The organism is Pseudomonas sp. AC532, assembly GCF_979258965.1.
In genome coordinates this window covers 4,045,275-4,068,195 of the sequence record NZ_OZ409888.1, presented here as the reverse complement: position 1 = coordinate 4,068,195, position 22,921 = coordinate 4,045,275, and the positions used below count along the sequence as shown (strand labels likewise).

Below are 22,921 nucleotides of genomic sequence, written 5' to 3'. Positions count from 1 at the left end.
TCTGGCCACTGCCACGGGGCGCTCGCTGATGACTGGCGAGCGCCGCGATTTCTTGTCACCCTTGGCCGAGGCCCCCGCCACGAGCCGCGCCATGTCCCGCATTCCTGACGCCAGCATCATCCACAGCCGCCTGCGCCTGCGGCAGCTACGCCTGATGCTGGCCCTGCAGGAGTTCGGCTCGCTGCGCCGCGCCGCCGAGGAGATCGGCATGACCCAACCGGCGGCCACCAAGATGCTCCATGAGGCAGAGAGCCTGCTCGGTGTCGAGCTGTTCGAACGCCTGCCGCGCGGCATGCGTGCCACAGCCTTTGGCGAAACCGCGATTTACTACGCGAAGATGATTTTTGCCGAGCTGTCGGGCATGCGCGAAGAGTTCGCCGCGCTGGAGTCCGGCAACCTCGGGCGGGTCACCATCGGCGCGATTCCGGCGCTGGCCTCGGGCCTGCTGACGCGCACCATTGCCACCCTGAAGCAGAGCCACCCACGGCTTTCCATGAGCATCCAGGTCGATACCAGCGACGTGCTGGTGCAGGCCCTGCAGCAGGATCAGCTGGACGTGGTACTGGGCCGCATTCCCGACGGCGCACGCACCGACGACCTGTTGTTCGACAGCCTCGGCGAGGAAACCCTGTGCGTGATCGCCGGTGCCCAGCACCCCATGGCCGGCGCCGGCAAGCTGACCTGGGCAGAGCTGCAGGACCTCACCTGGGTGCTGCAGCAGCACCCCAGCCCGATGCGCACCATCATCAACCAGGCATTCCACAACGCACGGGTCGACATTCCCAGCAGCATCGTGGAAACCACCTCGATCATGACCCTGTTGTCGCTCCTGCAGCAGACCGACATGATCGGCGTGACCCCGGTCTCGGTGATCAACGATTACCCCGGCAAGCACCTGCTCAAGGTCCTGCCGATCACCTTCGAACCGCGCCTGCCGCCGTACGGCCTGATCACCCGCCGCCACCGTATCCAGTCGTCGGCCATGCAGGCGTTCATCGATGCGGTGAAAGGCGAACACATCAACGAGTGAGTGCGCCAGCAGCCGGGTCCATCACACCGTGGCCGCTGCGCAACCGCGCTTTTCGCAACGAAACGGCAACTTTTACAAGATTTTGCCGACAGGGCGGTGATCCGGCACACTAACGGCCCCGAGCCCAGGCTCGTCGCCGCAGCCAGATCTCGTATGACCCGCTCCCCGCTTCGCCGCCTTGCCTTTGGCACCCTGCGCCGCCTGCTGTATCTGTGGGTTCGCTCGGAAACCATCAACCAGTCGGCTTTCACCCTCAAGCTCGACCGCAGCAAGCCGGTGTTCTACGTGCTGCAGCAGCCATCGGTGAGCGACCTGGCGGTACTCGATCACGAATGCACCAAGACCGGCTTGCCACGCCCGGTGCTGCCGGTCGCGGTGGGCGGGCTGATCGAGCCGGCCGCGTTCTTCTACCTGACACCGGAGCCCGACTGGCTGGGCCGCCAGGACAAGCGCGGCATTTCGCCGACCCTGCAGCGCATGGTCAACGCGCTCGGCGAGAACAGCGCCGAGGAGGCGCAGATCATTCCGGTCAGCGTGTTCTGGGGCCAGTCACCGAACCGCGAGACCAGCGCCTGGAAGCTGCTGTTCGCCGACGGCTGGGCAGTCACCGGCCGGCTGCGCCGGCTGGTCAGTATCGTGATCCTGGGCCGTACCACCCGCGTGCAATTTTCCACACCCATCCAGTTGCGCGAACTGATCGCCCAGAACAAGGGTCAGGAACGCACCCTGCGCATGGTCCAGCGCATCCTGCGGGTGCACTTTCGCAACCAGAAGGCTGCGGTCATCGGGCCCGACGTGTCGCACCGCCGCAACCTGGTCAAGGGCCTGGTACACGGCCCCCAGGTGCGCCAGGCGATAGCCGAGGAAGCCGAGCGCGAGAACATTTCCCCTGCCAAGGCCGAGGCGCTGGCGCTGCGCTACGGCAACGAGATCGCCTCGGACTACACCTACACGGCAATCCGCTTTCTGGAGCTGATCCTGTCGTGGTTCTGGAACAAGATCTACGACGGTATCAAGGTCAACCACATCGAAGGCGTGCAGGACATCGCCCAGGGCCATGAAGTGATCTACGTGCCCTGCCACCGCAGCCATATCGACTACCTGCTGCTGTCCTACCTGCTGTTTCGCAATGGGTTGACGCCACCGCACATCGCCGCCGGCATCAACCTCAACATGCCGATCATCGGCGGCCTGCTGCGCCGCGGCGGCGCCTTCTTCATGCGCCGCACCTTCAAGGGCAACCCGCTGTACACGGCGGTGTTCAATGAATACCTGCACACGCTGGTGAGCAAGGGTTACCCGGTCGAGTACTTCGTCGAGGGCGGCCGCTCACGCACCGGGCGCATGCTCAGGCCAAAGACCGGCATGCTCGCCATCACCCTGCGCAGCTACCTGCAGAGCCATCGCCTGCCGGTGGTGTTCGTGCCGGTGTACATCGGCTACGAGCGCGTGCTGGAGGGCCGCACCTACCTGGGCGAGCTGCGCGGCGCGAGCAAGAAGAAGGAGTCGATCTTCGACATCTTCAAGGTCATCGGCGCACTCAAGCAACGCTTCGGCCACGTGTGGGTCAACTTCGGCGAACCGATCAAGCTCGACGCTTTCCTCGATGCCCAGCAGCCCGGCTGGCGCGAGCAGAGCCTGGGCCCGGACTATCGCCCGGCCTGGCTCAACGAGACCACCAATCGCCTTGGCGAGCGGGTGGTCCAGCGCCTCAACGAAGCAGCGGCGATCAACCCGGTCAACCTGGTGGCGCTGGCGCTGTTGTCGACCAGCAAGCTGGCGCTGGACGAGCGCGGCCTGGTGCGCATTCTCGACCTCTACCAGAGCCTGCTGCGCCGCGTGCCCTACTCACCGCACACCACGCTGCCAGAAGGTGATGGCCTGGCGCTGATCGAATACGTGCGCGACATGCAGCTGCTGTCGGAGCAAAAGGATGCGCTGGGCCGCATCCTGTATCTGGATGAGCAGAACGCCATCCTGATGACCTACTACCGCAACAACGTGCTGCACATCTTCGCCCTGCCCGGCCTGATCGCCAGCTTCTTCCAGAGCAGCGGGCGGATGAGCCGCGAACAGATCCTGCGCTTCGTCCACGCGCTGTATCCGTACCTGCAGGCCGAGCTGTACATCCGCTGGTCGGCGGACGAGCTCGAAGAGGTGGTCGACCAGTGGCTGCAGGCGTTCGTCGAGCGGGGTCTGCTCAAGGTCGAGAACGACCTGTACGTGCGCCCGGCGCCCAGCTCGCGCAATTTCGTGCTGCTGACCCTGCTGTCACGCGCCATCGCCCAGACGCTGCAACGCTTCTACATGGCCAGTGCCCTGCTGCTCAACGCCGGGCAGAACAACATCAGCGCCGAAGAGCTGGAAGACCTGTGCACGGTCATGGCGCAGCGCCTGTCGATTCTGCATGGGCTGAACGCGCCGGAGTATTTCGACAAGAGCCTGTTCCGCCACTTCATCCAGACGCTGCTCGACCAGGGCGTGCTGCGCCAGGACGAGGCCGGCAAACTCAGCCACCACCCGGCCTTCGCCGAACTGGCCGAGGGCGCTGCAAAACGGGTATTGCCAGCGGAAATCCGCCTGTCGATCCGTCAGGTGACCATGGATCGCAGCGAGGAGCTGATCGACGGGCTCTGACCCGCCGGCTATCTCATCGAGGCGCCGAGTGCGCCGGGCGTTATTGAGGTTTGCCGTCACAGCCCCTAAGATGCATCGTTGGGGCCACTTAGGGCAGGGATTTTCGTGCGTTATCACACCATTCTAGGATCACTGGCGATCGTGGTTTCCGGTTGCGCCATGCAACCGTCCGCATCGACCTCTCAAGAAGAAAAGCCGGCGCAACCGGCTGCAGTCGCAGAACAGACCGCCGCCGCACCCGCCAGCGCGCAACCCGCGCCGCAGCCGGTTGCCGCTGCTACGCCCAGCGAGGCGCCCAGCGCTGCGCCGGCCGCCCGCGAGCCCCAGGAATATGAAATCCAGCCCGGCCAGTGCTGGGTGCATGCCCAGGTCAGACCGCGCCCGGTGCAGAGCACCCAGGACGTGGTGGTCAGGGACTCGGTCAACAAGATCACCGTCACCCCGGCCGAACTCGAGAAAGGCTTCAAGCAGGTGGTCACCCGTGAGGGCACCAAGACCTACCGCATCGAGCCGCCGACCTACCGCGTGGTTTCCGAGCAGGTGAAGGTGCGCCCCGAGGTCAAGCGCTACATCGTCGTGCCGGCGGTGTACGAAGACACCCAGCAAACCGTCACCCTCGAAGAATCCAAGACCGTGCTCGACCAGTGTCGCGCCGCCGGCACCCGCTACTCCAGCGGCACCGGTGCCATGTCGTTCTGCGCGCGCCAGGTACCGGCCAAGCAGGAAGTGGTGAAGATCAAGAAGCTGGTTTCGCCAGAAACCGTGCGCGTCGAAACCGACCCGGCCGAGTACAAGAGCGTAACGCGCTGGATCGTCGACAAGCCGGCCCAGGCCGTGGAAGTCACCCTGGACCCGGAATATACCAAGGTCGCCGCCACCGAGGTGGTCAAGCCGGTCGAAGCCAACCAGATCATCGTTCCGGAGGAGAAGCGCCAGCTGCAGGTCACTCGCTTCGAGGGCAGCGCACGTATCGTCTCGCGGCAGACCGTTTGCGATGGCGACATCAACGACAACCTGGTGACCCGCTTGCAGCAGAGCCTGGTCAAACGCGGTTTCGACCCGGGCAGCGTCGACGGCAAGCTCGGCAAGCGCACCCTCAGCGCCCTGACCGAATTCCAGACCGCCAACGGCCTCGCCGTCGGCGCCATCACCCTGGAAAGCCTGACCGCGCTCGAGGTCCAGTAGACCCGTAGCGGCACGCCCGCAACGGGTGTGCCGCGCGCCAGCGTTCACCACCCTCTTCGCGCAACCTTCGCCGAGCGCCGCGCCAGCCTGCTAAGCTCGCTGCATATCTCACCGCTCGAAGGTTACTGCCATGCTCCGCATTCCCGCTCTCGTCGCCGGCCTGCTGCTGTCCGCCAACGTGTTCGCCTTGTCGCTTTCCGACCTTAGCCAGCAGGACGCCAGCGGCGGCCTCAAGGATGCCCTCACCCAGGGCGCCAAGGTGGCCGTGCAGCAGCTTGGCAAGCCGGGTGGTTTCAGCGGCAACCCCGAGGTGCGCATCGAACTGCCGGGCAAACTCGGCAAGGCGGCCAAGACCATGAAGATGATGGGCATGGGCGCCCAGGTCGAGCAACTGGAAACCAGCATGAACAAGGCCGCCGAAGCCGCGGTTCCGCAAGCCCAGGCGCTGCTGGTGGACGCGGTGAAGAAGATGACCGTGCAGGACGCCAAGGGGATTCTCTCCGGCCCGCAGGACTCGGCCACCCAGTACCTGAACAAGAGCAGCCGCGAGCAGATTCGCGCCAGGTTCCTGCCCATCGTCAAGCAGGCCACCGACCAGGTCGGCCTCGCCAAGCAGTACAACAGCTTCGCCAGCCAGGCCGCCACCTTTGGCGTGCTCGATGCCAAGAGCGCGAATATCGAAAGCTACGTGACCGAGCAGGCCCTCGATGGCCTGTTCGAGATGATCGCCAAGCAGGAAGCCGGGATCCGTGAAAACCCGGCCGCCGCTGCCACCAGCCTGGCCAAGAAAGTCTTCGGCGCGCTGTAAGCGGCGAGCTGCAAGAAAAGGGGCTGGCGCGGTGTGCGCCAGCCCCTTTTTTCTGCGTTGCGGGATGGATAAAGCGTCGTCCAGCGTAAGACTGCAATGGCTGAAAAGTAGCGGGAGCAGACGTAGGGTGGATGACGCTCTTTTCATCCACCATTGCGATCGGTGGAAGGGGCGGGCCGCGTAGGTGAGGCGTCGTCCACCCTACGACTGTGGGAGCGGGCCGTGCCCGCGAGTAATCACGGGCATGGCCCGTTCCCACAATGAATCACCGAACGTCTGCTTTTGCCTTATTGCTAGACGTTTGCAGCCCCGAAAATCATGAACAGGCTGTTAACTGTCGCCGGCAGCCTGCACCCTGTCGACCGGCTTGACTCGGAACCATGCCGCATAGAGCGCGGGCAGAAACAGCAGCGTCAAGGCGGTGGCCACCACCAACCCGCCCATGATCGCCACCGCCATCGGCCCGAAGAACACACTGCGTGACAGCGGAATCATCGCCAGCACCGCCGCCAGGGCGGTCAACACGATAGGTCGAAAGCGCCGTACCGTGGCCTCGACGATGGCGGCCCAGGCATCCAGCCCCGCAGCCCTGTCCTGCTCGATCTGATCGACGAGGATCACCGAGTTGCGCATGATCATCCCTGACAACGCGATGGTCCCGAGCATGGCCACGAACCCGAACGGCTGGCCGAACAGCAGCAGGAACAATGTCACGCCGATCAGCCCCAGCGGCGCGGTGAGAAACACCATCGCCGAACGCGAAAAACTCTTGAGCTGCAGCATCAGTAGCGTCAGCACCACCACGATGAACAACGGCACGCCGGCGTTCACCGACGCCTGGCCTTTGGTGGCATCCTCCACGGCACCGCCGACTTCCAGCAGGTAGCCATCGGGGAGCCTGCCGCGGATCTCGTCGAGGGTCGGCAGGATCTGCGCCATCAGCGTCGCTGGTTGCTGCGGGCCGTAGATATCGGCGCGTACGGTTACCGTAGGCAGGCGGTTGCGGTGCCAGATCACGCCTTCCTCGAAGCCGTATTCGAGGGTAGCGATCTGCGCCAGCGCCACGCTCTTGCCGCTGTCGGTAGGCACGGCCAGGCTCGGTAACAGCTGCAGCGCCTGACGCTCGTTCGGGGTGCCGCGCAGAAGGATCTCGATCAGCTCGTTGTCCTCGCGGTAGTCACTGACCGACGAGCCGTTCAGCGCACTGCGCAGAAAGCGCGAGACGTCGGCCGTGCTCACGCCCAGGGCCCGGGCGCGATCCTGATCGATATTCAGGTACACCACCTTGCTCGGCTCTTCCCAGTCCAGGTGCACGTTGACCACGTAGGGGTTGTCGCGCACCTTGTCGGCGACCTGACGGGCCAGCCCGCGCACCTCGTCGATGTACTCGCCGGACACCCGGAACTGCACCGGATAACCAACCGGCGGCCCGTTTTCCAGCCGCGCGACGCGGGTACGCAGGGTCGGGAAGTCGTCGTGCAGCACGCCGATCAGCCAGCTGCGCAGGGCTTCACGGTCCTCGATGGTTTTCGCCAGCACCACGATCTGCGCGAAGCTGGTGGCGGGCAACTGCTGGTCCAGTGGCAGGTAGAAACGCGGTGAGCCGGTACCGACATACGCCACGTAGTTGTCCACGCCCACGTGGCCGGCCAGGCGCTCTTCGAGTTGCCGCACTTGCGCCTCGGTGGCGATCAGCGAGGCGCCCTCGGCCAGCTTGAAATCGACCATCAGCTCCAGCCGCCCCGAGGCTGGAAAGAACTGCTGCGGCACGAAGCGAAACAGCAGGAGGGAGCCGACGAACAGCGCCAGGGTCAGCACGATGACCGTCTTGCGCCAGCGCACGCAGCCATCCACCAGGCGACGAACACGACCGTAGAACGGCGTGGCATAGGGGTCGTGGCCTGCGCCGCCAGGGTGTTTGTGCGCGGCGCGACTGGCCAGGTCCGGCAACAGCCGCGCCCCCAGGTAGGGCACGAACATCACCGCCGCCACCCAGGACATCAGCAACGCGATGGTCACCACCTGGAAGATCGAACGGGTGTATTCACCGGTGCCCGATTGCGCCGTGGCGATCGGCAGGAAGCCCGCGGCAGTGATCAACGTGCCGGTGAGCATCGGGAACGCCGTGCTGGTCCAGGCGAAGCTCGCTGCCTTGAGCCGGTCGTAGCCCTGCTCCATCTTGATCGCCATGATTTCCACGGCAATGATCGCGTCGTCCACCATCAACCCCAGCGCCAGCACCAGGGCGCCGAGGGAAATCTTGTGCAGGCCGATGTTCAGGTAGTACATGGCGGCGAAGGTCATCGCCAGCACCAGCGGAATCGACAGCGCCACCACCAGCCCGGTGCGCAGGCCCAGGGAGAAGAAGCTCACCAGGAGGACGATGATCAGCGCCTCGGTAAGCACCTTGACGAACTCGCCAACGCCCGTCTTAACCGCTGCCGGCTGGTCGGACACCTTGCGTAGCTGCATGCCCGCCGGCAGGTTGTTCTGCAGGCGGGTGAACTCGGTTTCCAACGCCTTGCCGAGCACCAGGATGTCGCCGCCGGGCTTCATCGACACCGCCAGGCCGATGGCGTCCTCGCCCATGAAGCGCATGCGCGGCGCGGGTGGGTCGTTGAAGCCGCGGCTGACCTCGGCCACGTCGCCGATGCGCAAGGTGCGATCGGCCACCCGGATGGGAAAGTCGCGAATCTGCTCGACGCTCTCGAAATTGCCACTGGTGCGCAACTGCACGCGGTCGGAACCGGTCTCGAAGAAGCCCGCCACGGCCATTGCGTTCTGCTGCTCGAGGGCTTGCTGCACGGCGCTGAGCGGCAGGCCAAGGGTAGCCAGTTTGGTATTGGACAGCTCGATCCAGATCTTCTCGTCCTGCAACCCCACCAGCTCGACCTTGCCGACATCCTTGACGCGCTGCAGCTGCAGCTGCACGCGGTCGGCGTAATCCTTGAGCACCGCATAGTCGAAGCCGCTGCCGGTCAGCGCATAGATGTTGCCGAAGGTGGTGCCGAACTCGTCGTTGAAGAACGGCCCCTGGATGCCGCTCGGCAGCGTATGGCGGATGTCGGCGACCTTCTTGCGCAACTGGTACCAGAGCTCGGGAATCTCGGCCGAGTGCATGGAGTCGCGGGCCAGGAAGGTGACCTGCGACTCACCTGGCCGAGAGAACGACACGATACGCTCGTACTCGCCGGTTTCCATGAGCTTCTTCTCGATGCGCTCGGTGACCTGGCGCGCCACCTGTTCGGCGGTGGCGCCCGGCCAGTTGGTCTTCACCACCATGGCCTTGAAGGTGAACGGCGGGTCCTCGCTCTGGCCGAGCTTGCCATAGGACAGGGCACCGACGATGCCCAGCAGCAGCATCAGGTACAGGACGATCTGGCGATGCTGCAGCGCCCAGGCGGAGAGATTGAACGACATCGGCGCTTACTCCTTGGCTGCCAGCGCTACCGCACGGTTGTGCCGGTCGACCGGGCGTACCTGCTGCCCTTCGCGCAACACCTGCACGCCAGCCACCACCACCCAGTCGCTGGCCTGCAGGCCTTCCAGCACGGGCACCTGCTGCTGGCCATAGGGGCCGACGCGCACCGCCGTGCGCTTGAGTGTGGAGCTCTGCGGTTCGACGACCCAGACGTAGGGCTGGCCCTTCTCGGCGGTGAGTGCCGACAGCGGGACGGCCAACGGCACGTCGCCGTTGTGGGCGATGAACACGCGAGCGCTCTGGCCCAGCTCCACCGGGGCATCGAGCTGCTGCAGGGCGATGCGGGCGGCATAGGTGCGCGAACGCGAATCAGCCGCTGGCGACAGCTCGCGTATCTGCCCGGCCAGGCGTTCACCGGGCTGTGACCACAGCTCCACGGCGACCTGCTGACCGATGTCCAGGCTGCCGATCACCTGTTCGGGAAGATCGATCAGCACCTCACGCTCGCCGTCGGCGGCCAGCACGAAGACCGTCTGTCCGGCCGCCACGACCTGCCCGACCTCGGCGCTGCGCTGCACGATCACGCCACTTTGTGGCGCTTTGAGCACCGCATAACCGGCCTGATTGTCTGCCACGTTGAGCTCCGCACGCACCTGACGCAGACGCGCTTCGGCGGCGCGAAAGGTGTTTTCGGCGCTGTCGGCCTGGGATTTGCTGATCATTGCGCGTTGCTGCAGCGTGCGGTAGCGGTCGCGCTCGGCCCGTGCCAACTGCAGATTGGACTCGGCCGACTGTAGCTGGGCACGGGCTGCATCCAGTTGCAGGCGCACGTCCTGGGGATCGAGCTCGGCCAGCGGAGCATCCTTGGCGACGCGCTGCCCCACCTCGACCAGGCGCCTGGTGACCTTGCCGCCGATGCGAAACGCCAGCTGCGGCTCCAGCCGCGCGCGAATCTCGCCGGGATAGCTGGCCACCGTCTCGGCAGCCGGCTGCGGCTGCGCGACCATCGCCGGACGAATGCCCTGCTGCGGCGCCTCCGCCTGGCTGCAGGCGACCAGCAATACGACGAGGCAGACAGGCACAACCCGGGACAGTGCGCGGCGCAGCATGATGAGCGTCCTCTGAGGAACTTTTTAATATTTGTACTGCCCAGTATAGTAACTCGCCCACGGTAAATTGAAACAGCCCCCATGCCTGAACCCTCCTCGCCCCCTGCCAGCCCTGGTCGCCCCAAGGATCCTGCCAAGCGGGCGGCCATTCTCGGCGCTGCCAAGTGCCTGTTCCTGCGTCACGGCTACGCCGGCAGCAGCATGGACGCCATCGCCGCCCACGCGGGTGTGTCCAAGCTGACCGTTTACAGTCACTTCACCGATAAAGAGACGCTGTTCTGCGCGGCCGTGAAGGCCGAGTGCGAGGAACAGTTGCCAGAGCTGCTTTTCGAGTTGCCCGCCGGCGCGCCACTGGAAGGGGTGCTGCTGGAGATTGCGCGGGGCTTCTGTCGCCTGATCAACAGTGCCGAATCCGTCGCACTGCACCGCCTGATGACCAGCCAGGGCGCTCAGGACCCGCAGCTCGCGAAGACGTTCTACGAAGCCGGCCCCCAGCCACTGCTGGCGGAACTGGAGCGGCTGTTGAGCAAGGCAGACAGCAACGGCCACTTGCGCATCGCGTCACCCCAGGTGGCAGCCGATCAGTTCTTCTCACTGCTCAAGGGCTGCGCCAATTTCCGCCTGCTGATCGGCTGCGGCGCGCCACAGAGCGAGGCGCAACAGCAACAGCACGCCCAGGCCGCCGTGCAGACCTTCCTGCGTGCCTATCGGCCCTGAGCGCGCTGCCTCCCGGGCTGCCGAGCGGCCGCCCCCATTGCCCGCCGCCTGCTAGCGTGTTGATCAGGGAAGCGCTGCCGCCAAGCGGATGCCGACTTGCCTGAGCGCAGAGCCATGGGTGCCCGTGGCATGACCAACGCACGCCCGTGATGAACGGCGAAGAAAGGGGATAAGGAGGTACGCGATGGAGCAATTCACCGGCGGCTGCCTGTGCGGCCAGGTTCGTATCGCGGCGTCGGGCCGCCCGTATCGGGTCGGCCTCTGTCACTGCCTCGATTGCCGCAAACACCACGGCGCTCTGTTCTACGCCGCGGCCATCTTTGCCCAGGAGGCCGTGACGATCAGCGGCGACACTCACCAGTACGCCGGGCGCTGCTTCTGCCCGCAGTGTGGCTCCTCGGTATTTGCCCGCAGCGGCGACGAAATCGAAATAAGCCTCGGCGCGCTCGACGCGGCCGACGGGCTGATACCCACCTACGAAAGCTGGACGGTACGCCGTGCAGCCTGGCTGCCGGCCTTTGCGCTCAGGCACCATTACCGGCACGACCGTGATGGCCACGGGCGTCGCGAGGACTGAACCGCGGCCCTGCAAGCCAGTGAAGCATGCCAATCGCGCGGGTTGCGCGAGGCGCGTGACCGCCGGCAAGGCTCGCGCTTCAGGCGCAGGCGTCACTCACTGACGCCTGCTGCCAGCTATCAGGTCTCGTTCGGCTGGCGTTCCTCGGCGTCGGCATCGTCCTGGGCCTGCTCGCCGTCCGGCTCCTGCTCATCCGGCGCGTCGCCCTTGATCCAGGAATTGGTCGCTTCCTGGGCATCATCGATCTGCTTGCTGAACTGCTCTGCCGACTCGCTGAAGGTGTCCTTGGCGATCTGCGAAGCGCTGTTCTTGGCATCTTCCACGGCTTTGTTGGCCGCGTTTTCCGCGGCGTCACAGCCGCTCAACAGGATGATGCTCACGGCGCCGAGCGCCAGGTAACGCATGGGAAGTTTCATACAGGTCTCACTCGATAAAAAGGTCGATACGAAGCGGCCAGGCAGCCCCGAATGGACGCGATTATTGCGGTTGAAAATGTATAAATTTCGTCAAAACCGCCTGGCCAGCAGGCGCCTATTTGTATCCCCATGTTCTGGCCGCTCGGGCCTGCGGCGGCGACAGCCGTAGCGCTGCACAGACCGCAGGCGTCGAACGCCGGGATCAGGCAGGCGCGGCGTGGCGATATCGACAGTGGTCGCCGTCAGGCTTCGGTCTGCCCCTGAGCCTGGAGGCGCAGCAATTCACGCACTCGCGCCACCAGCGTGTCGACCACGAACGGCTTGGTCAGCACCTGCATGCCGGGCGCCAGGTGGCCGTGGCCGATGGCGGCGTTTTCCGCATAGCCAGTGATGAACAGCGTGCGCAGGCCCGGTCGCATCTCACGACCGGCATCGGCGAGCTGCCGGCCGTTCATGCCGCCGGGCAGGCCGACATCGGTGATCAGCAGGTCGAGGTGCACGTCGGAACGCAGGATCTCCAGCCCGACCAGGCTGTCGGCCGCATCCACCACGGTATAGCCCAGGTCGCCGAGCACGTCGGCGAGCAGCATGCGCACGGTCGGCTCGTCGTCCACCACCAGGATGGTTTCACCGGCCTGGCTGATTGCCGTGGAACGACGCACGGCTTCGCTGCGAGCAGGCTTCACGTCGCCGTGATAGCGCGGCAGGTAGATGCACACCGTGGTGCCCAGGCCGAGCTCGGAATAGATGCGCACCTGGCCACCCGACTGCTTGGCGAAGCCATAGATCATCGACAGCCCCAGGCCGGTGCCCTGGCCGATGGGCTTGGTGGTAAAGAACGGGTCGAACGCCTTGGCGATCACTTCCGGGGTCATCCCTGCGCCGGTGTCGGTCACGCTGAGCGCCAGGTACTGGCCTTCCGGCAGGTCATGGGCGCGGGCGGCGTCGCGATCCATCCAGCGGTTGGCGGTTTCGATGGTGATACGCCCGCCATCGGGCATCGCATCGCGGGCATTGATGCACAGGTTGAGCAAGGCGTTTTCCAGCTGGCTGGCGTCGGCGAGCGCGACCCAGACACCTGTCGCCCCAACGGTTTCGACCAGGATGCTGGGGCCGACGGTGCGCTGGATCAGCTCGGTCATGCCGGCCATCAGCTGGTTGATGTCGGTTGGCTGCGGGTCCAGTGTCTGCCGCCGGGAGAACGCCAGCAGGCGGTGCGTCAGCGAAGCCGCGCGCCGGGCCGCACCCTGCGCCGCCACCATGTACCTGTCGATGTCGTTCACCCGCCCCTGGGCGATGCGGATACTCATCATCTCCAACGAGCCCGAGATCCCCGCCAGCAGGTTGTTGAAATCGTGGGCGAGGCCGCCGGTGAGCTGGCCCACCGCTTCCATCTTTTGTGACTGGCGCAGTTTTTCCTCCGCCTGCATCAGCTCCCTGGTGCGCTCGACCACGCGCTGTTCGAGGGTTTCGTTAAGCACCCGCAGCGCGCTGATCGCACGGTCGCGCTCGGCTTCCACGGCGCGGCGCTCCTCGACGTCGATGAGCACACCGGGAAAGCTCTGGACAGCGCCGTCCTCGCCGCGCTGTACTCGGCCGTTGGCCTCGATCCAGTAATACTTGCCATCCGCGCGGCGCACCCGGTACTGCTGGGCGTAGGCGCCGCCGCGCTCGACCGCTTCGTTGACGCCGGCGATCAGCGCCTCGCGGTCGTCGGGGTGAACGTTGCCGACCACCTCGGTGAGGCGCAGGCTGTCGAGATCCTGCGCCGGGTCGAGGCCGAACGCCTGGGCGAAGGCTTCGTCGACCGAGAAATGGTCGCCCTGCATGTCCCAGTGCCAGGTGCCGATGATCGCACCCGCCGCCAATGCCAGCTGGACGCGCTCGACGTTTTCGCGGGCGATGCGTTCGCTGACGCGCAAGCGCTCCTGGGCGTTACGGCGCTCGGTGACATCGTTGAAGAAGATGCCGATTCGTCGCTCCTCGGGCTCACCCACCCGCACCGCGCGCACATCGAACCAGCGCTGAAACGCTTCGGCGTAGTTCTCGAAGTTGGTCGGCTCGCCGGTCTTTGCCACGTGGCCGTACATTTCGAACCAGAAGGCTTCCAGATCCGGGGCGAATTCGGTGACCCACTTGCCACGCAGGTCGACACCGGCCTGGCGCTCGAAGGCGGGGTTGACCTCGACGAACTGGTAATCCACCGGGCGATCGTCCGCATCGAACTTGACCTGGACGATGGCGAACGCCGCCTCGATGGTGTCGAGGATGGTCCGAAAGCGTTCTTCGCTCTTGCGCAGCGCGGTCTCTGCGCTGCGCATGCGGCTCAGGTCGAGCATCGCGCCGATCATGCGCAGCGCACGGCCTTCGGCATTGCGGATGACGTGCCCGCGGTCGAGCACTTCGGCGTACGAGCCATCCTGGCGCTGAAAACGGTAGCCATCGGTCCAGTCGCTTCCGGTGCCGTCGATGACCGCATGGATCGACGCGGTGATGCGCGCCTGGTCATCCGGATGAATACGCGCCATCCACCAGTCGCCGCTGGTTTCGATGTGCGCCAGCGAATAGCCGTAGGCGCCTTCGAGGGCTTCGTTCCAGAGCACCTGGTTGCCGCCCAGGTCCCAGTCCCACACCGCGTCGTTGGTGGCCTTGGCAGCCAGGCGATACCGCTCCTTGGTTTCCTCGATGGCCTGGCTGGCAAGGTGCTCCTCGGTGCGATCACGGAGAATCTTCATGAAACCGAGGTGTTGCCGGTCGTCGCCGTACAGGGGCACCATCTCGCCGGAGGCCCAGAATCGCTGGTCGCCCTTGCGCAGGTGCCAGCGCTCGTCCGCGGCGCGCCCCTCGCGCAGTGCGCAGCCCAGCTCCTGCTCTACCCTGCCGGCGGCACGGTCGGCCGCGGTGAAGAACAGCGCAACGTTCTGGCCACAGGCCTCCTCTGCGCTCCAGCCCATGATGTGGGTCGCGCCCGAGTTCCAGTCGGTGATGATGCCGTCGGCGTCGATAAGGATGATGGCCAGGTCGATGGCGCTTTCGAAGACCGCGCGTTGCCGGGCAGCTCGTCTGGCATGCGCGGTTGACATGCCGCTCGAAGCGGCCGGGCACTGGCCCGATGCGGGTGCCGAGGTGGCGGCGACGCCAGGCGCGAGCGCCGCACGCAGGCGGATCACTTCCGCGACCAGTTGCTCGCGGTCAAGACTGTTCAGATCATTCCCTACACTGCCCATGGTTATCCCTGCTGCCCCACTGCCCGAATACTGGTTAGCACCGCCCTGCTCCCTGGCCCCTTGCGCCGTGACGAACCGACTGCCGGATATTGATCATGACAGCGGGACTTGGTGCCCGAAAGCTTGATCATAAATGCGACGTGCGCCTGGCGGCGACGAAACGCTCATCGGCCGCACCGCTCCTCGTACGACCTGAACGTTTTAAAGAACGGCGACCTCTGAACCGAAACGGACGCATCAGACGTCCCGAATAACCGAGGTTGCCCCATGAACGAAACCAGCACGAACGGCTTCGAGCGCTGCACCATCTCCCTGACCCTCAACGGGTCGCCGGTGCAGGTCGATGTATACCCCTGGATCACCGCCCTGGATCTGCTGCGCGAGCAGCTCGATCTGATCGGCACCAAGAAAGGTTGCGATCACGGGCAATGCGGCGCCTGCACCGTGCTGGTCGACGGCCGCCGGGTGAATGCCTGCCTGACACTCGCCGTGATGCTCGACGGCCATGAACTCACCACCATCGAAGGCCTGGCGAAGGACGGTGAACTGCACCCCATGCAGCGCGCCTTCGTCAAACATGACGCCTTCCAATGCGGCTACTGCACGCCGGGGCAGATCTGCTCCGCGGTCGGCCTGGCAGGCGAAGGCCGGATCGGCGATGCCGCCGACATCCGCGAGCGCATGAGTGGCAACCTGTGCCGCTGCGGTGCCTACACGAACATCCTTGCCGCCATCGAGGAAGCGCTGCCGGACCGTGACACGGAGGTACGCTCATGACCCCGTTCGCCTACAGCAAACCCCGGCACCTCGACGAAGCCCTGCATCTGGCTGGCCCCGGCAGCCAGTTCATCGCGGGCGGCACCAACCTGGTCGACCTGATGAAGGAAAACCTGGTACGCCCGAAACGCCTGATCGACATCAACGCCCTGCCCCTGCGTGACGTGGAGCCGACCGACGACGGTGGCTTGCGCATCGGCGCGCTGGTGAGCAATGCCGACCTGGCCTGGCATCCCCAGATCGAAGCGCGCTATCCGCTGCTCAGCCAGGCGCTGCTGGCGGGCGCCTCGCCGCAGTTGCGCAACATGGCCAGCGTTGGCGGCAACCTGCTGCAGCGCACCCGCTGCCATTACTTCTACGACAGTCAGACGCCCTGCAACAAGCGCGAGCCCGGCAGCGGCTGCCCGGCGCGCAGCGGCCTCAATCGCTACCACGCGCTATTCGGCGCCAGCGAGCACTGCGTAGCGGTGCATCCCTCCGACATGTGCGTGGCCTTGGCCGCGCTCGATGCCCGGGTGCTGGTCGTAGGCCCCCAGGGGCAGCGGTACATCCCCTTCGCCGACTTCCATCGCCTGCCCGGCGATGAGCCGCAGCGCGATACCCAACTGGCCGAGGGTGAGCTGGTGCTGGCCGTCGAGTTGCCAGGCGCGGATTTCTCGACACACAGCAGCTACCTGAAGTTACGCGACCGCGCCTCCTACGCCTTCGCCCTGGTGTCGGTCGCCGCGGCGCTGCAACTCGATGCCGACGGGCGTATCCGCCATGCGCGGCTGGCCCTTGGCGGGGTAGCACACAAGCCGTGGCGCCGCGCGGACGTCGAGCAGAGCCTCGCCGGCCAATTGCCGCAAACCGCGGCCTTCCAGGCGGCTGCCGATCTCATGCTGCAAGGTGCGCAGCCGCTGCAGCACAACGCCTTCAAAGTGGAACTGGCGCGCCGCGCCATCGTCCGTGCGCTGAGCACGGCAGCCAAGGGAGTCGCCCAATGAATGCCTCGACAATGGGCCGTCCGCTCGACCGCGTCGACGGGCCGCTAAAGGTCAGCGGCCAGGCCCGCTACGCCGCCGAATACCCGGCCGACGGTCTGCTGCATGGCAGCGTGGTCTGCAGCCCGATCGCCCGCGGTCGTATCCTCGACATCGACGCCTCCGCGGCCCTGGCGCTACCGGGTGTGGTGGAAGTGCTCAGCCACCTCAATCGCCCACCAATGGCTGCCGACGACGAAAGCTATGAAGACGACGATGCTGCGGACGGCTCGCCGTTTCGCCCGCTGTTCAATGCCCAGGTGATGTACAGCGCGCAGCCGGTTGCCCTGGTGGTCGCGCAGACCCTGGAGCTGGCGCGGCATGCGGCCTCCTGTGTGAAGATTCGCTATGAGGAGCAGCCGCACTGCACCGACCTGCAGCAGCGCCTGGACGATACCCACCCGGCGCCAGCCGAGCTGCCGGAGGCCCGGGGCGATGCCGACGCGGCCTATGCCGCTGCGCCGATCCGTCTGGAGCTGGAATACGAGCTACCCAACGAATACCACAACCCCATGGAGCCCCACGCCTCGACGGTGATCTACCAGGCCGATGGCAGCCTGCTGGTGCACGACAAGACCCAAGGCCCTCAGAACAGCCAGCAGTACCTGTGCAACGCGCTCAAGCTGGAGCCATCGCGGGTGCGCATCCTCTCCTCGTTCGTCGGGGGTGCGTTCGGTTCCGGCCTGCGCCCGCAGTACCAACTGCCGCTGGCGGCCATGGCGGCCCTGAAGCTGCGTCGTTCGGTGCGCGTCACACTGACCCGTCAGCAGATGTTCACCTTCGGCTACCGGCCGCGCACCCTCCAGCGCCTGCGCGTCGGCGCCTCGGCTGACGGTCGCCTGCAGGGCCTGCTGCACGAGGTAATCGGCCAGACCTCGCGCTTCGAGGATTTCACCGAACACGTCGCCGAATGGTCGGGGATGCTCTATCACTGCGACAACCTGCGCCTGAGCTACAGCCTCGCACCGCTGGACATGTACACCCCGCTGGACATGCGTGCCCCGGGCGCGGCCACCGGCCTGTTCGCCCTCGAGTCGGCGATGGACGAACTGGCCTGGGCCGCGCGCATCGACCCCGTGCAACTGCGCCTGCTCAACTACAGCGACCGCAACCAGAACGAGGACAAGCCCTACTCCAGCAAGGAGCTGCGCGCCTGCTACCAGCAGGGTGCCGAGGCGTTCGGCTGGCAACGCCGCAGCGCCGAGCCTCGCAGCATGCGCGACGGCGACCAGTTGATCGGCTGGGGCATGGCCACGGGCGTCTGGGAGGCCATGCAGATGCCCGCCAGCGCCCGCGCCACGCTGGGCGCAGATGGCCGCCTGGTGGTCGCCAGCGCAACCTGCGACATCGGCCCGGGCACCGCCACGGTGATGACCCAGATAGCCGCCGATGCCCTGGGCCTCGACCCCACCCAGGTGGTTTTCAAGCTGGGCGACTCGAGCCTGCCGACGGCGCCGCTGCAGGGCGGCTCCTTTACCGTGTCCTCGGTGGGCAGCGCCGTGCGCCTGGCCTGCCTGGAACTGGCGCAGCGGCTCTGCGATGCCGCCCGCCAGTTGCCCGATGCGCCGTTCACCGATGCCAGCGCGCTGCGCTGCCGCGATGGGCGCATCGAGCAGGCGAACGACAGCAGCCGCGCCGTCGCATTGCGCGATCTGCTCGCCCGTCACGGCAGCCTGGAAGCCGAGGTCGACGCCAAGCCGGGGCAGGCACGCGAGCCGTTCGCCAGCGCCACCCACTCGGCGGTTTTCGTCGAGGTCAGGGTCGACGAGGCGCTGGGCACCGTGAGAGTGACTCGCGTGGTCAGCGCCATCGCCGCCGGGCGAGTGATCAACCCGAAAACCGCGCGCAGCCAGATTCTCGGCGGCGTGGTCTGGGGCGTGGGGATGGCCCTGCATGAGGAGGCGATGATCGATCATCGGCTTGGCCGCTGCATGAACCACAACTTGGCCGAGTACCACATACCGGTGCATGCCGACATGGGGGAGATCGAGGTGATCTTCGTCGAGGAACACGACGAAGTGGTCAACCCGCTGGGCTCCAAGGGTGTGGGTGAAATCGGCATCGTCGGGGTTGCCGCGGCAGTCGCCAACGCGGTGTACCACGCCACCGGCAAACGCATCCGCAGCCTGCCCATCACCCTCGACAAGCTCCTCTGAGCACATGCCGTGGCAGCGCCTTTTGGGGCTCCTGCCACGGCCATCAGATACGCGAACCCAGGCGCCTGTGCCTCGCTCCGCCGCCCTTTGCGCGCAAGCAGCGAGCCCGCCGGGAGTCTTTCTGGCGCTGCCGGCGGGACAACTGAGAATCATTCCCTGTATTCTGCCGCGCTGAATCAGCCCGTCGCGACGGCGGCGCTGCGCCACGACAGAGTGAAACCAGATGCCCCGAAAACCTGCTCCATGGCCAATCCCCCGTATCGCGATGCTGCTTATCGCCTGCCTGTGCTGCAGCGCCGCCTACGCCGAGCCACGGCAAGTCGTCGACGTCCTGGGGCGCAGCGTGACGGCCCAGTTGCCGGCGAAACGGGTGATTCTCGGCTTCAACTTCGAGGACTACATGGCCGTCGGCGGGGACACCGCCTTTGACTCGGTGGTCGGCATCTCCAGAGGCGCCTGGCAAAAGAAGGTACCGCTCAACTGGCAGCTACATGCGGCCCATCGGCCTGCCATCGAGCATCTTGCCGATGTCGGCGAAGTGGAAACCCAGACGTTCTCGGTCGAGAAAGTCCTTACGCTCAACCCCGATCTGGTGGTTCTCACGGACTGGCAATTCCAGGGCCTGCCCGGTGAAGTGGCGCGCCTGGAACAAGCCGGCATCCCGGTGCTGGTCATCGACTACAACGCGCAGACACTGGAGCGCCACATCGCCTCGACCCTGCTGCTGGGTGAGATAACCGGGCAGCAAGCCAGGGCCCGGCAGTTGGCTGATCTGTACACCACGGCCGTGCGCGACGTCGAGAAGCGCATCGCCGATGCACACAGGCCCAAGCCACGCATCTACCTGGAATTCGGCAACATGGGCCCGGCCGAATACTCGTTCACCTACGGCAAGAACATGTGGGGCGCCCTGGCGACGGCTGCCGGCGGCGACAATATCGCCGCGCCCTTCGTGCAGTGGTGGGGGCCGATCAACCCCGAGCAGGTGCTGGTCGCGCAGCCCGAGGTCATCGTCATTTCCGGGCGTGAAGACAACAGCAACCCGACCGCGTTGTCCATGGGCCCCGGCGTGGCGCCCGAGAAGGCGCGCCGCCAGCTGCAGGCATTCGCCACGCGCACGGGCTGGGCAGAGCTGCCTGCGATTCGCGACCGTCGGCTGTATGGCGTGTATCAGGGCGCGTCGCGCAGCCTGGGCGATTTCGCCATGCTGCAGTTCATCGCCAAACAGCTGTACCCAGACCTGTTCGCCGACCTCGACCCGATGGCCAACTACCTGAACTACCACCGCACCTACCTGCCGATAGCGCCGGAAGGCACTTACGCCATCGGCCTCGACGACTGACCTGGCGATGGCCTGCCCACCCGCACGGCCATCGAGCGTTCAACGCCTCCCCGTCAGGCCCGGCCACGCAGCCGGCCTGGCCGGTTGGCCAACTCAGAAGCTGTAGGCGAATCCGGTCTGCACGGTACGCGGCTCGCCCGGATAGGCGTAGGCGTTGAAGGCACCCTCTTCGTAGCCCTTGTTGAACACGTTCCTCACGTCCAGGTTCAGGCGCAGGTGTTCGTTGACCTGGTAGAAGCTGAGCAGGTCGGTGACCGCGTAACGCTCCATGGTGTAGGTCTGCGCAGCCGTCTGGCCGGCGCGATCATCCACGTACTTGAAGTTGGCACCCAGGCCCAGACCACGCAGCGCTCCATCGCGGAACTCGTACACACTGAGCAGGTTGAAGCTGTTGCGCGGGATGTTCGCCTGGCGGGTGCCACGCGGCAGCAGGTTGTCGCGCGTGACCTCGGAATCCGTGTAGGCATAGCCGCCGATCACCCGCCACTCGGGCGTCAAGTCACCTGCCACGTTGATTTCGAAGCCGCGGCTGCGCACTTCGCCAGCGGCGATACGGAAGGTGGAAGTGGGATCCAGTGGGTCGAGCGTGAGCACGTTTTCCTTGGTGACGTGGAATACCGCGGTATCGATGCTCAGCAAACCGTCCAGCGCAGCCCACTTGACCCCCAGTTCGTAGGCTTTGCCCTCCTCCGGGTCGAAACCGCCGCCCAGACGCGACGCGCCGGAGTTGGGCTTGAAGGATTTGGACGCGTTGGCATACACCGCCACGCTGTCGGTGAGGTCATAGATCACCCCGACGCGTGGGGTCACGGCGTTATCGGCCATCTCCCAATCGGCGTTGACCGGTCTGCGGTCATCGTAGTCATGCTCGAAGCGCTCGATACGCACCCCGCCGAGCACCTTCAGGCGCTCGGTAAGGGCGACCTGGTCCTGCACGAAGGCGGCCCAGGTTTTCAGATTCTCGCGGTCATGGGTGGTGATGTTGCCCAGCGCGGGGCGCGGCTGGCCGAGCACCGGGTCGAAGATGTTGATCGGATACGCAGCGGTCGAACGATTGATGATCGACTGGTAATCGTAGTTTTCATATTCCACGCCGGTGATCAGCGTGTGGCCCAGGCCGAAGGTCTCGAAATGCCCGGTCAGGTGCAGTTGCACGTCGTGGTCGGTCCATTCGAGTTTGCGGTAGTTGAAGTTGCGGTTCAGGGTCACGCCATCCGCTGCCACTCCATTGGCCTCGACCGCATTGCCCTTGAGCGAGCCGTCGAGAAACTGATAACCGCCGCTCAATGCCCAGTCGTCGTTGAGCTGATGCTCGAAGCGCAGTTGCACCATGGCATTGTCGTTGTGCAGTTTGTTGTCGCTGCCCTTCTCCCAGTAATAGGTCGAGTGGCTGGGCTGCCCGCGCTGCGTCGGGTAATGGGTCAGGCCCCTGTCCAGCGGGTGATTGTTACGCATGAAGTCACCCTCCAGCACGATGCGCGTAGCGTCCGACACCTGCCAGCTCAGCACCGGTGCGATGCCGTAGCGCTCGCTTTCCACGTCGTCACGAAAGCTGTCGCCGCCCTCGGCCATGACATTCAGCCGATAGGCCAGCCGGCCGCCCTCATCCAGCGGGCCACCGGTGTCGAGCGTGCCGCGACGCAGACCCTGATCGGTGAACTGGCTGCCAACCGTGGTGCGCTGTTCGGCCAGGGGTTGCTTGGTAATCACGTTGAAGGTGCCGCCAGGGTCACCGCGGCCATACAGGGTCGCCGCGGGGCCGCGCAGCACCTCGACGCGTTCCAGGGTGTTGGCATCGGGAGAGTTGGGATAGCCGCGGTTGATCGGAAAGCCGTTGCGATAGAACTCGCCGGTGGTGAAGCCCCGCACCGTGAAAGTGGTCAGCCCCTGGCCGCCAAAGTTGTTTGCGCGCCCCACCCCGCCGGCCTGATCCAGCGCCTGCTGCAGGCGCGTGGCGGAGATGTCGTCGAGCACCTGGCGTGACACCACGCTGACCGACTGCGGCGTCTCGTGCAGCGCGGTGTCGGTGCGCGTGGCACTGGCCGAGCGCGTCGCGCCGTAGCCCTGCACCGGCCCGGTGGCGCTCTCGCCCACGCCCGTGATGACGGAATCGGCAAGTTCGACCGGTGCGGCCAACGCGGTGGCGGAAATACCTGTGCAGCACAGCGACAGCAGGCAGATCGAAGCGTGATTGCGGCGCATGAACATCGAGTCCCAGGCAAAAAGGAGCGCGAGTCTAGTTGAGCCTGGCCAGGCGATCAATCTTATTGATAATCAATTTCAACAGCTCCATTCAGGAAGCCTGCCTGGCATGCCAGCCACCCGAAGCGCCGCTTTCTGCGCGCCCCGAGATATCCACCGCAGCGCTCAGCCAGCGCACCGATCACTCGCGCCTCGCGTCGATCGATCCCAGGCGAGCAGACAGACGGCCGATAAAAATACGGATTTTTTACGTACTCGCGATTGCTTCCGATTCGATTTTCTCGGTAAATCCCGT

General features: G+C 65.6%; 15 protein-coding genes. 10 read left to right on the top strand and 5 right to left on the bottom strand.

All coding sequences use genetic code 11. The features are described from left to right. Positions 1-91 precede the first annotated feature (91 nt). From ACZ0AV_RS18890 to ACZ0AV_RS18875, 4 genes are all read left to right on the top strand, one after another. Positions 92-1,030 carry a LysR family transcriptional regulator gene (locus ACZ0AV_RS18890; RefSeq protein WP_499153400.1) on the top strand — a complete coding sequence of 313 codons (939 nt, stop codon included), beginning with the start codon at positions 92-94 and terminating at the stop codon, positions 1,028-1,030. 153 nt (positions 1,031-1,183) lie between these two features. Further along, positions 1,184-3,667, top strand: coding sequence for a glycerol-3-phosphate 1-O-acyltransferase PlsB (gene plsB / locus ACZ0AV_RS18885; protein ID WP_499152451.1), 2,484 nt, complete (start codon positions 1,184-1,186; stop codon positions 3,665-3,667). 159 nt (positions 3,668-3,826) lie between these two features. Continuing rightward, positions 3,827-4,852 (top strand): peptidoglycan-binding domain-containing protein, encoded by a 1,026-nt coding sequence (locus tag ACZ0AV_RS18880; RefSeq protein ID WP_499152450.1) that lies wholly within the window; start codon positions 3,827-3,829, stop codon positions 4,850-4,852. Positions 4,853-4,982: 130 nt separating this feature from the next. Beyond that, positions 4,983-5,660 carry a DUF4197 domain-containing protein gene (locus ACZ0AV_RS18875; protein WP_499152449.1) on the top strand — a complete coding sequence of 226 codons (678 nt, stop codon included), beginning with the start codon at positions 4,983-4,985 and terminating at the stop codon, positions 5,658-5,660. Positions 5,661-5,990: 330 nt separating this feature from the next. On the opposite strand, the gene ACZ0AV_RS18870 is transcribed toward ACZ0AV_RS18875, so the two are convergent. Both ACZ0AV_RS18870 and ACZ0AV_RS18865 read right to left on the bottom strand, forming a co-directional pair. Then, positions 5,991-9,080 (bottom strand): efflux RND transporter permease subunit, encoded by a 3,090-nt coding sequence (locus ACZ0AV_RS18870; RefSeq protein WP_499152448.1) that lies wholly within the window; start codon positions 9,078-9,080, stop codon positions 5,991-5,993. A 6-nt stretch (positions 9,081-9,086) separates the two neighbouring features. Then, positions 9,087-10,190 carry an efflux RND transporter periplasmic adaptor subunit gene (locus tag ACZ0AV_RS18865; protein WP_499152447.1) on the bottom strand — a complete coding sequence of 368 codons (1,104 nt, stop codon included), beginning with the start codon at positions 10,188-10,190 and terminating at the stop codon, positions 9,087-9,089. A gap of 81 nt (positions 10,191-10,271) precedes the next feature. Here ACZ0AV_RS18865 and ACZ0AV_RS18860 point away from each other — a divergent pair, with 81 nt between their 5' ends. Continuing rightward, the gene (locus ACZ0AV_RS18860) at positions 10,272-10,907 is read left to right on the top strand and encodes a TetR/AcrR family transcriptional regulator C-terminal domain-containing protein (protein ID WP_499152446.1); all 636 of its coding nucleotides are present in this window, start codon (positions 10,272-10,274) and stop codon (positions 10,905-10,907) included. A gap of 184 nt (positions 10,908-11,091) precedes the next feature. After that, the gene (locus ACZ0AV_RS18855) at positions 11,092-11,484 is read left to right on the top strand and encodes a GFA family protein (RefSeq protein WP_499152445.1); all 393 of its coding nucleotides are present in this window, start codon (positions 11,092-11,094) and stop codon (positions 11,482-11,484) included. A 119-nt stretch (positions 11,485-11,603) separates the two neighbouring features. On the opposite strand, the gene ACZ0AV_RS18850 is transcribed toward ACZ0AV_RS18855, so the two are convergent. After that, complete coding sequence (locus ACZ0AV_RS18850) at positions 11,604-11,900, bottom strand: hypothetical protein (RefSeq protein WP_499152444.1); 297 nt, start codon at positions 11,898-11,900, stop codon at positions 11,604-11,606. Positions 11,901-12,142: 242 nt separating this feature from the next. Next, positions 12,143-15,127, bottom strand: coding sequence for a PAS domain-containing hybrid sensor histidine kinase/response regulator (locus tag ACZ0AV_RS18845; protein ID WP_499152443.1), 2,985 nt, complete (start codon positions 15,125-15,127; stop codon positions 12,143-12,145). A 267-nt stretch (positions 15,128-15,394) separates the two neighbouring features. Between ACZ0AV_RS18845 and ACZ0AV_RS18840 the strand changes: the two genes are divergently transcribed. The 4 genes from ACZ0AV_RS18840 to ACZ0AV_RS18825 all read left to right on the top strand — a co-directional run bounded on the left by ACZ0AV_RS18840 (position 15,395) and on the right by ACZ0AV_RS18825 (position 20,424). Continuing rightward, complete coding sequence (locus ACZ0AV_RS18840; RefSeq protein WP_499152442.1) at positions 15,395-15,904, top strand: (2Fe-2S)-binding protein; 510 nt, start codon at positions 15,395-15,397, stop codon at positions 15,902-15,904. Beyond that, positions 15,901-16,890 (top strand): FAD binding domain-containing protein, encoded by a 990-nt coding sequence (locus ACZ0AV_RS18835; protein ID WP_499152441.1) that lies wholly within the window; start codon positions 15,901-15,903, stop codon positions 16,888-16,890. The genes ACZ0AV_RS18840 and ACZ0AV_RS18835 overlap by 4 nt, the downstream gene beginning before the upstream one ends. Next, a complete protein-coding gene (locus ACZ0AV_RS18830; protein WP_499152440.1) occupies positions 16,887-19,082 on the top strand; it encodes a xanthine dehydrogenase family protein molybdopterin-binding subunit in 2,196 nt (731 codons plus the stop codon). The genes ACZ0AV_RS18835 and ACZ0AV_RS18830 overlap by 4 nt, the downstream gene beginning before the upstream one ends. A gap of 265 nt (positions 19,083-19,347) precedes the next feature. Continuing rightward, complete coding sequence (locus tag ACZ0AV_RS18825) at positions 19,348-20,424, top strand: ABC transporter substrate-binding protein (RefSeq protein WP_499152439.1); 1,077 nt, start codon at positions 19,348-19,350, stop codon at positions 20,422-20,424. Between the two features lie 93 nt (positions 20,425-20,517). Here ACZ0AV_RS18825 and ACZ0AV_RS18820 read toward each other — a convergent pair whose 3' ends face one another. After that, on the bottom strand, positions 20,518-22,626 hold the full coding sequence (locus ACZ0AV_RS18820; protein WP_499152438.1) for a TonB-dependent siderophore receptor: 2,109 nt from the start codon (positions 22,624-22,626) through the stop codon (positions 20,518-20,520). Positions 22,627-22,921: the final 295 nt, after the last annotated feature.

What these genes read in the sequence shown, in the direction of transcription:
- ACZ0AV_RS18825 (WP_499152439.1), top strand. Translation starts at nt 19,348, where the DNA reads ATGCTGCTTATCGCCTGCCTGTGCTGCAGCGCCGCCTACGCCGAGCCA.
- plsB (WP_499152451.1), top strand. Translation starts at nt 1,184, where the DNA reads ATGACCCGCTCCCCGCTTCGCCGCCTTGCCTTTGGCACCCTGCGCCGC.
- ACZ0AV_RS18850 (WP_499152444.1), bottom strand. Translation starts at nt 11,900, where the DNA reads ATGAAACTTCCCATGCGTTACCTGGCGCTCGGCGCCGTGAGCATCATC.
- ACZ0AV_RS18840 (WP_499152442.1), top strand. Translation starts at nt 15,395, where the DNA reads ATGAACGAAACCAGCACGAACGGCTTCGAGCGCTGCACCATCTCCCTG.
- ACZ0AV_RS18880 (WP_499152450.1), top strand. Translation starts at nt 3,827, where the DNA reads ATGCAACCGTCCGCATCGACCTCTCAAGAAGAAAAGCCGGCGCAACCG.
- ACZ0AV_RS18830 (WP_499152440.1), top strand. Translation starts at nt 16,887, where the DNA reads ATGAATGCCTCGACAATGGGCCGTCCGCTCGACCGCGTCGACGGGCCG.
- ACZ0AV_RS18845 (WP_499152443.1), bottom strand. Translation starts at nt 15,127, where the DNA reads ATGGGCAGTGTAGGGAATGATCTGAACAGTCTTGACCGCGAGCAACTG.
- ACZ0AV_RS18855 (WP_499152445.1), top strand. Translation starts at nt 11,092, where the DNA reads ATGGAGCAATTCACCGGCGGCTGCCTGTGCGGCCAGGTTCGTATCGCG.
- ACZ0AV_RS18835 (WP_499152441.1), top strand. Translation starts at nt 15,901, where the DNA reads ATGACCCCGTTCGCCTACAGCAAACCCCGGCACCTCGACGAAGCCCTG.
- ACZ0AV_RS18875 (WP_499152449.1), top strand. Translation starts at nt 4,983, where the DNA reads ATGCTCCGCATTCCCGCTCTCGTCGCCGGCCTGCTGCTGTCCGCCAAC.
- ACZ0AV_RS18870 (WP_499152448.1), bottom strand. Translation starts at nt 9,080, where the DNA reads ATGTCGTTCAATCTCTCCGCCTGGGCGCTGCAGCATCGCCAGATCGTC.
- ACZ0AV_RS18890 (WP_499153400.1), top strand. Translation starts at nt 92, where the DNA reads ATGTCCCGCATTCCTGACGCCAGCATCATCCACAGCCGCCTGCGCCTG.
- ACZ0AV_RS18820 (WP_499152438.1), bottom strand. Translation starts at nt 22,626, where the DNA reads ATGCGCCGCAATCACGCTTCGATCTGCCTGCTGTCGCTGTGCTGCACA.
- ACZ0AV_RS18865 (WP_499152447.1), bottom strand. Translation starts at nt 10,190, where the DNA reads ATGCTGCGCCGCGCACTGTCCCGGGTTGTGCCTGTCTGCCTCGTCGTA.
- ACZ0AV_RS18860 (WP_499152446.1), top strand. Translation starts at nt 10,272, where the DNA reads ATGCCTGAACCCTCCTCGCCCCCTGCCAGCCCTGGTCGCCCCAAGGAT.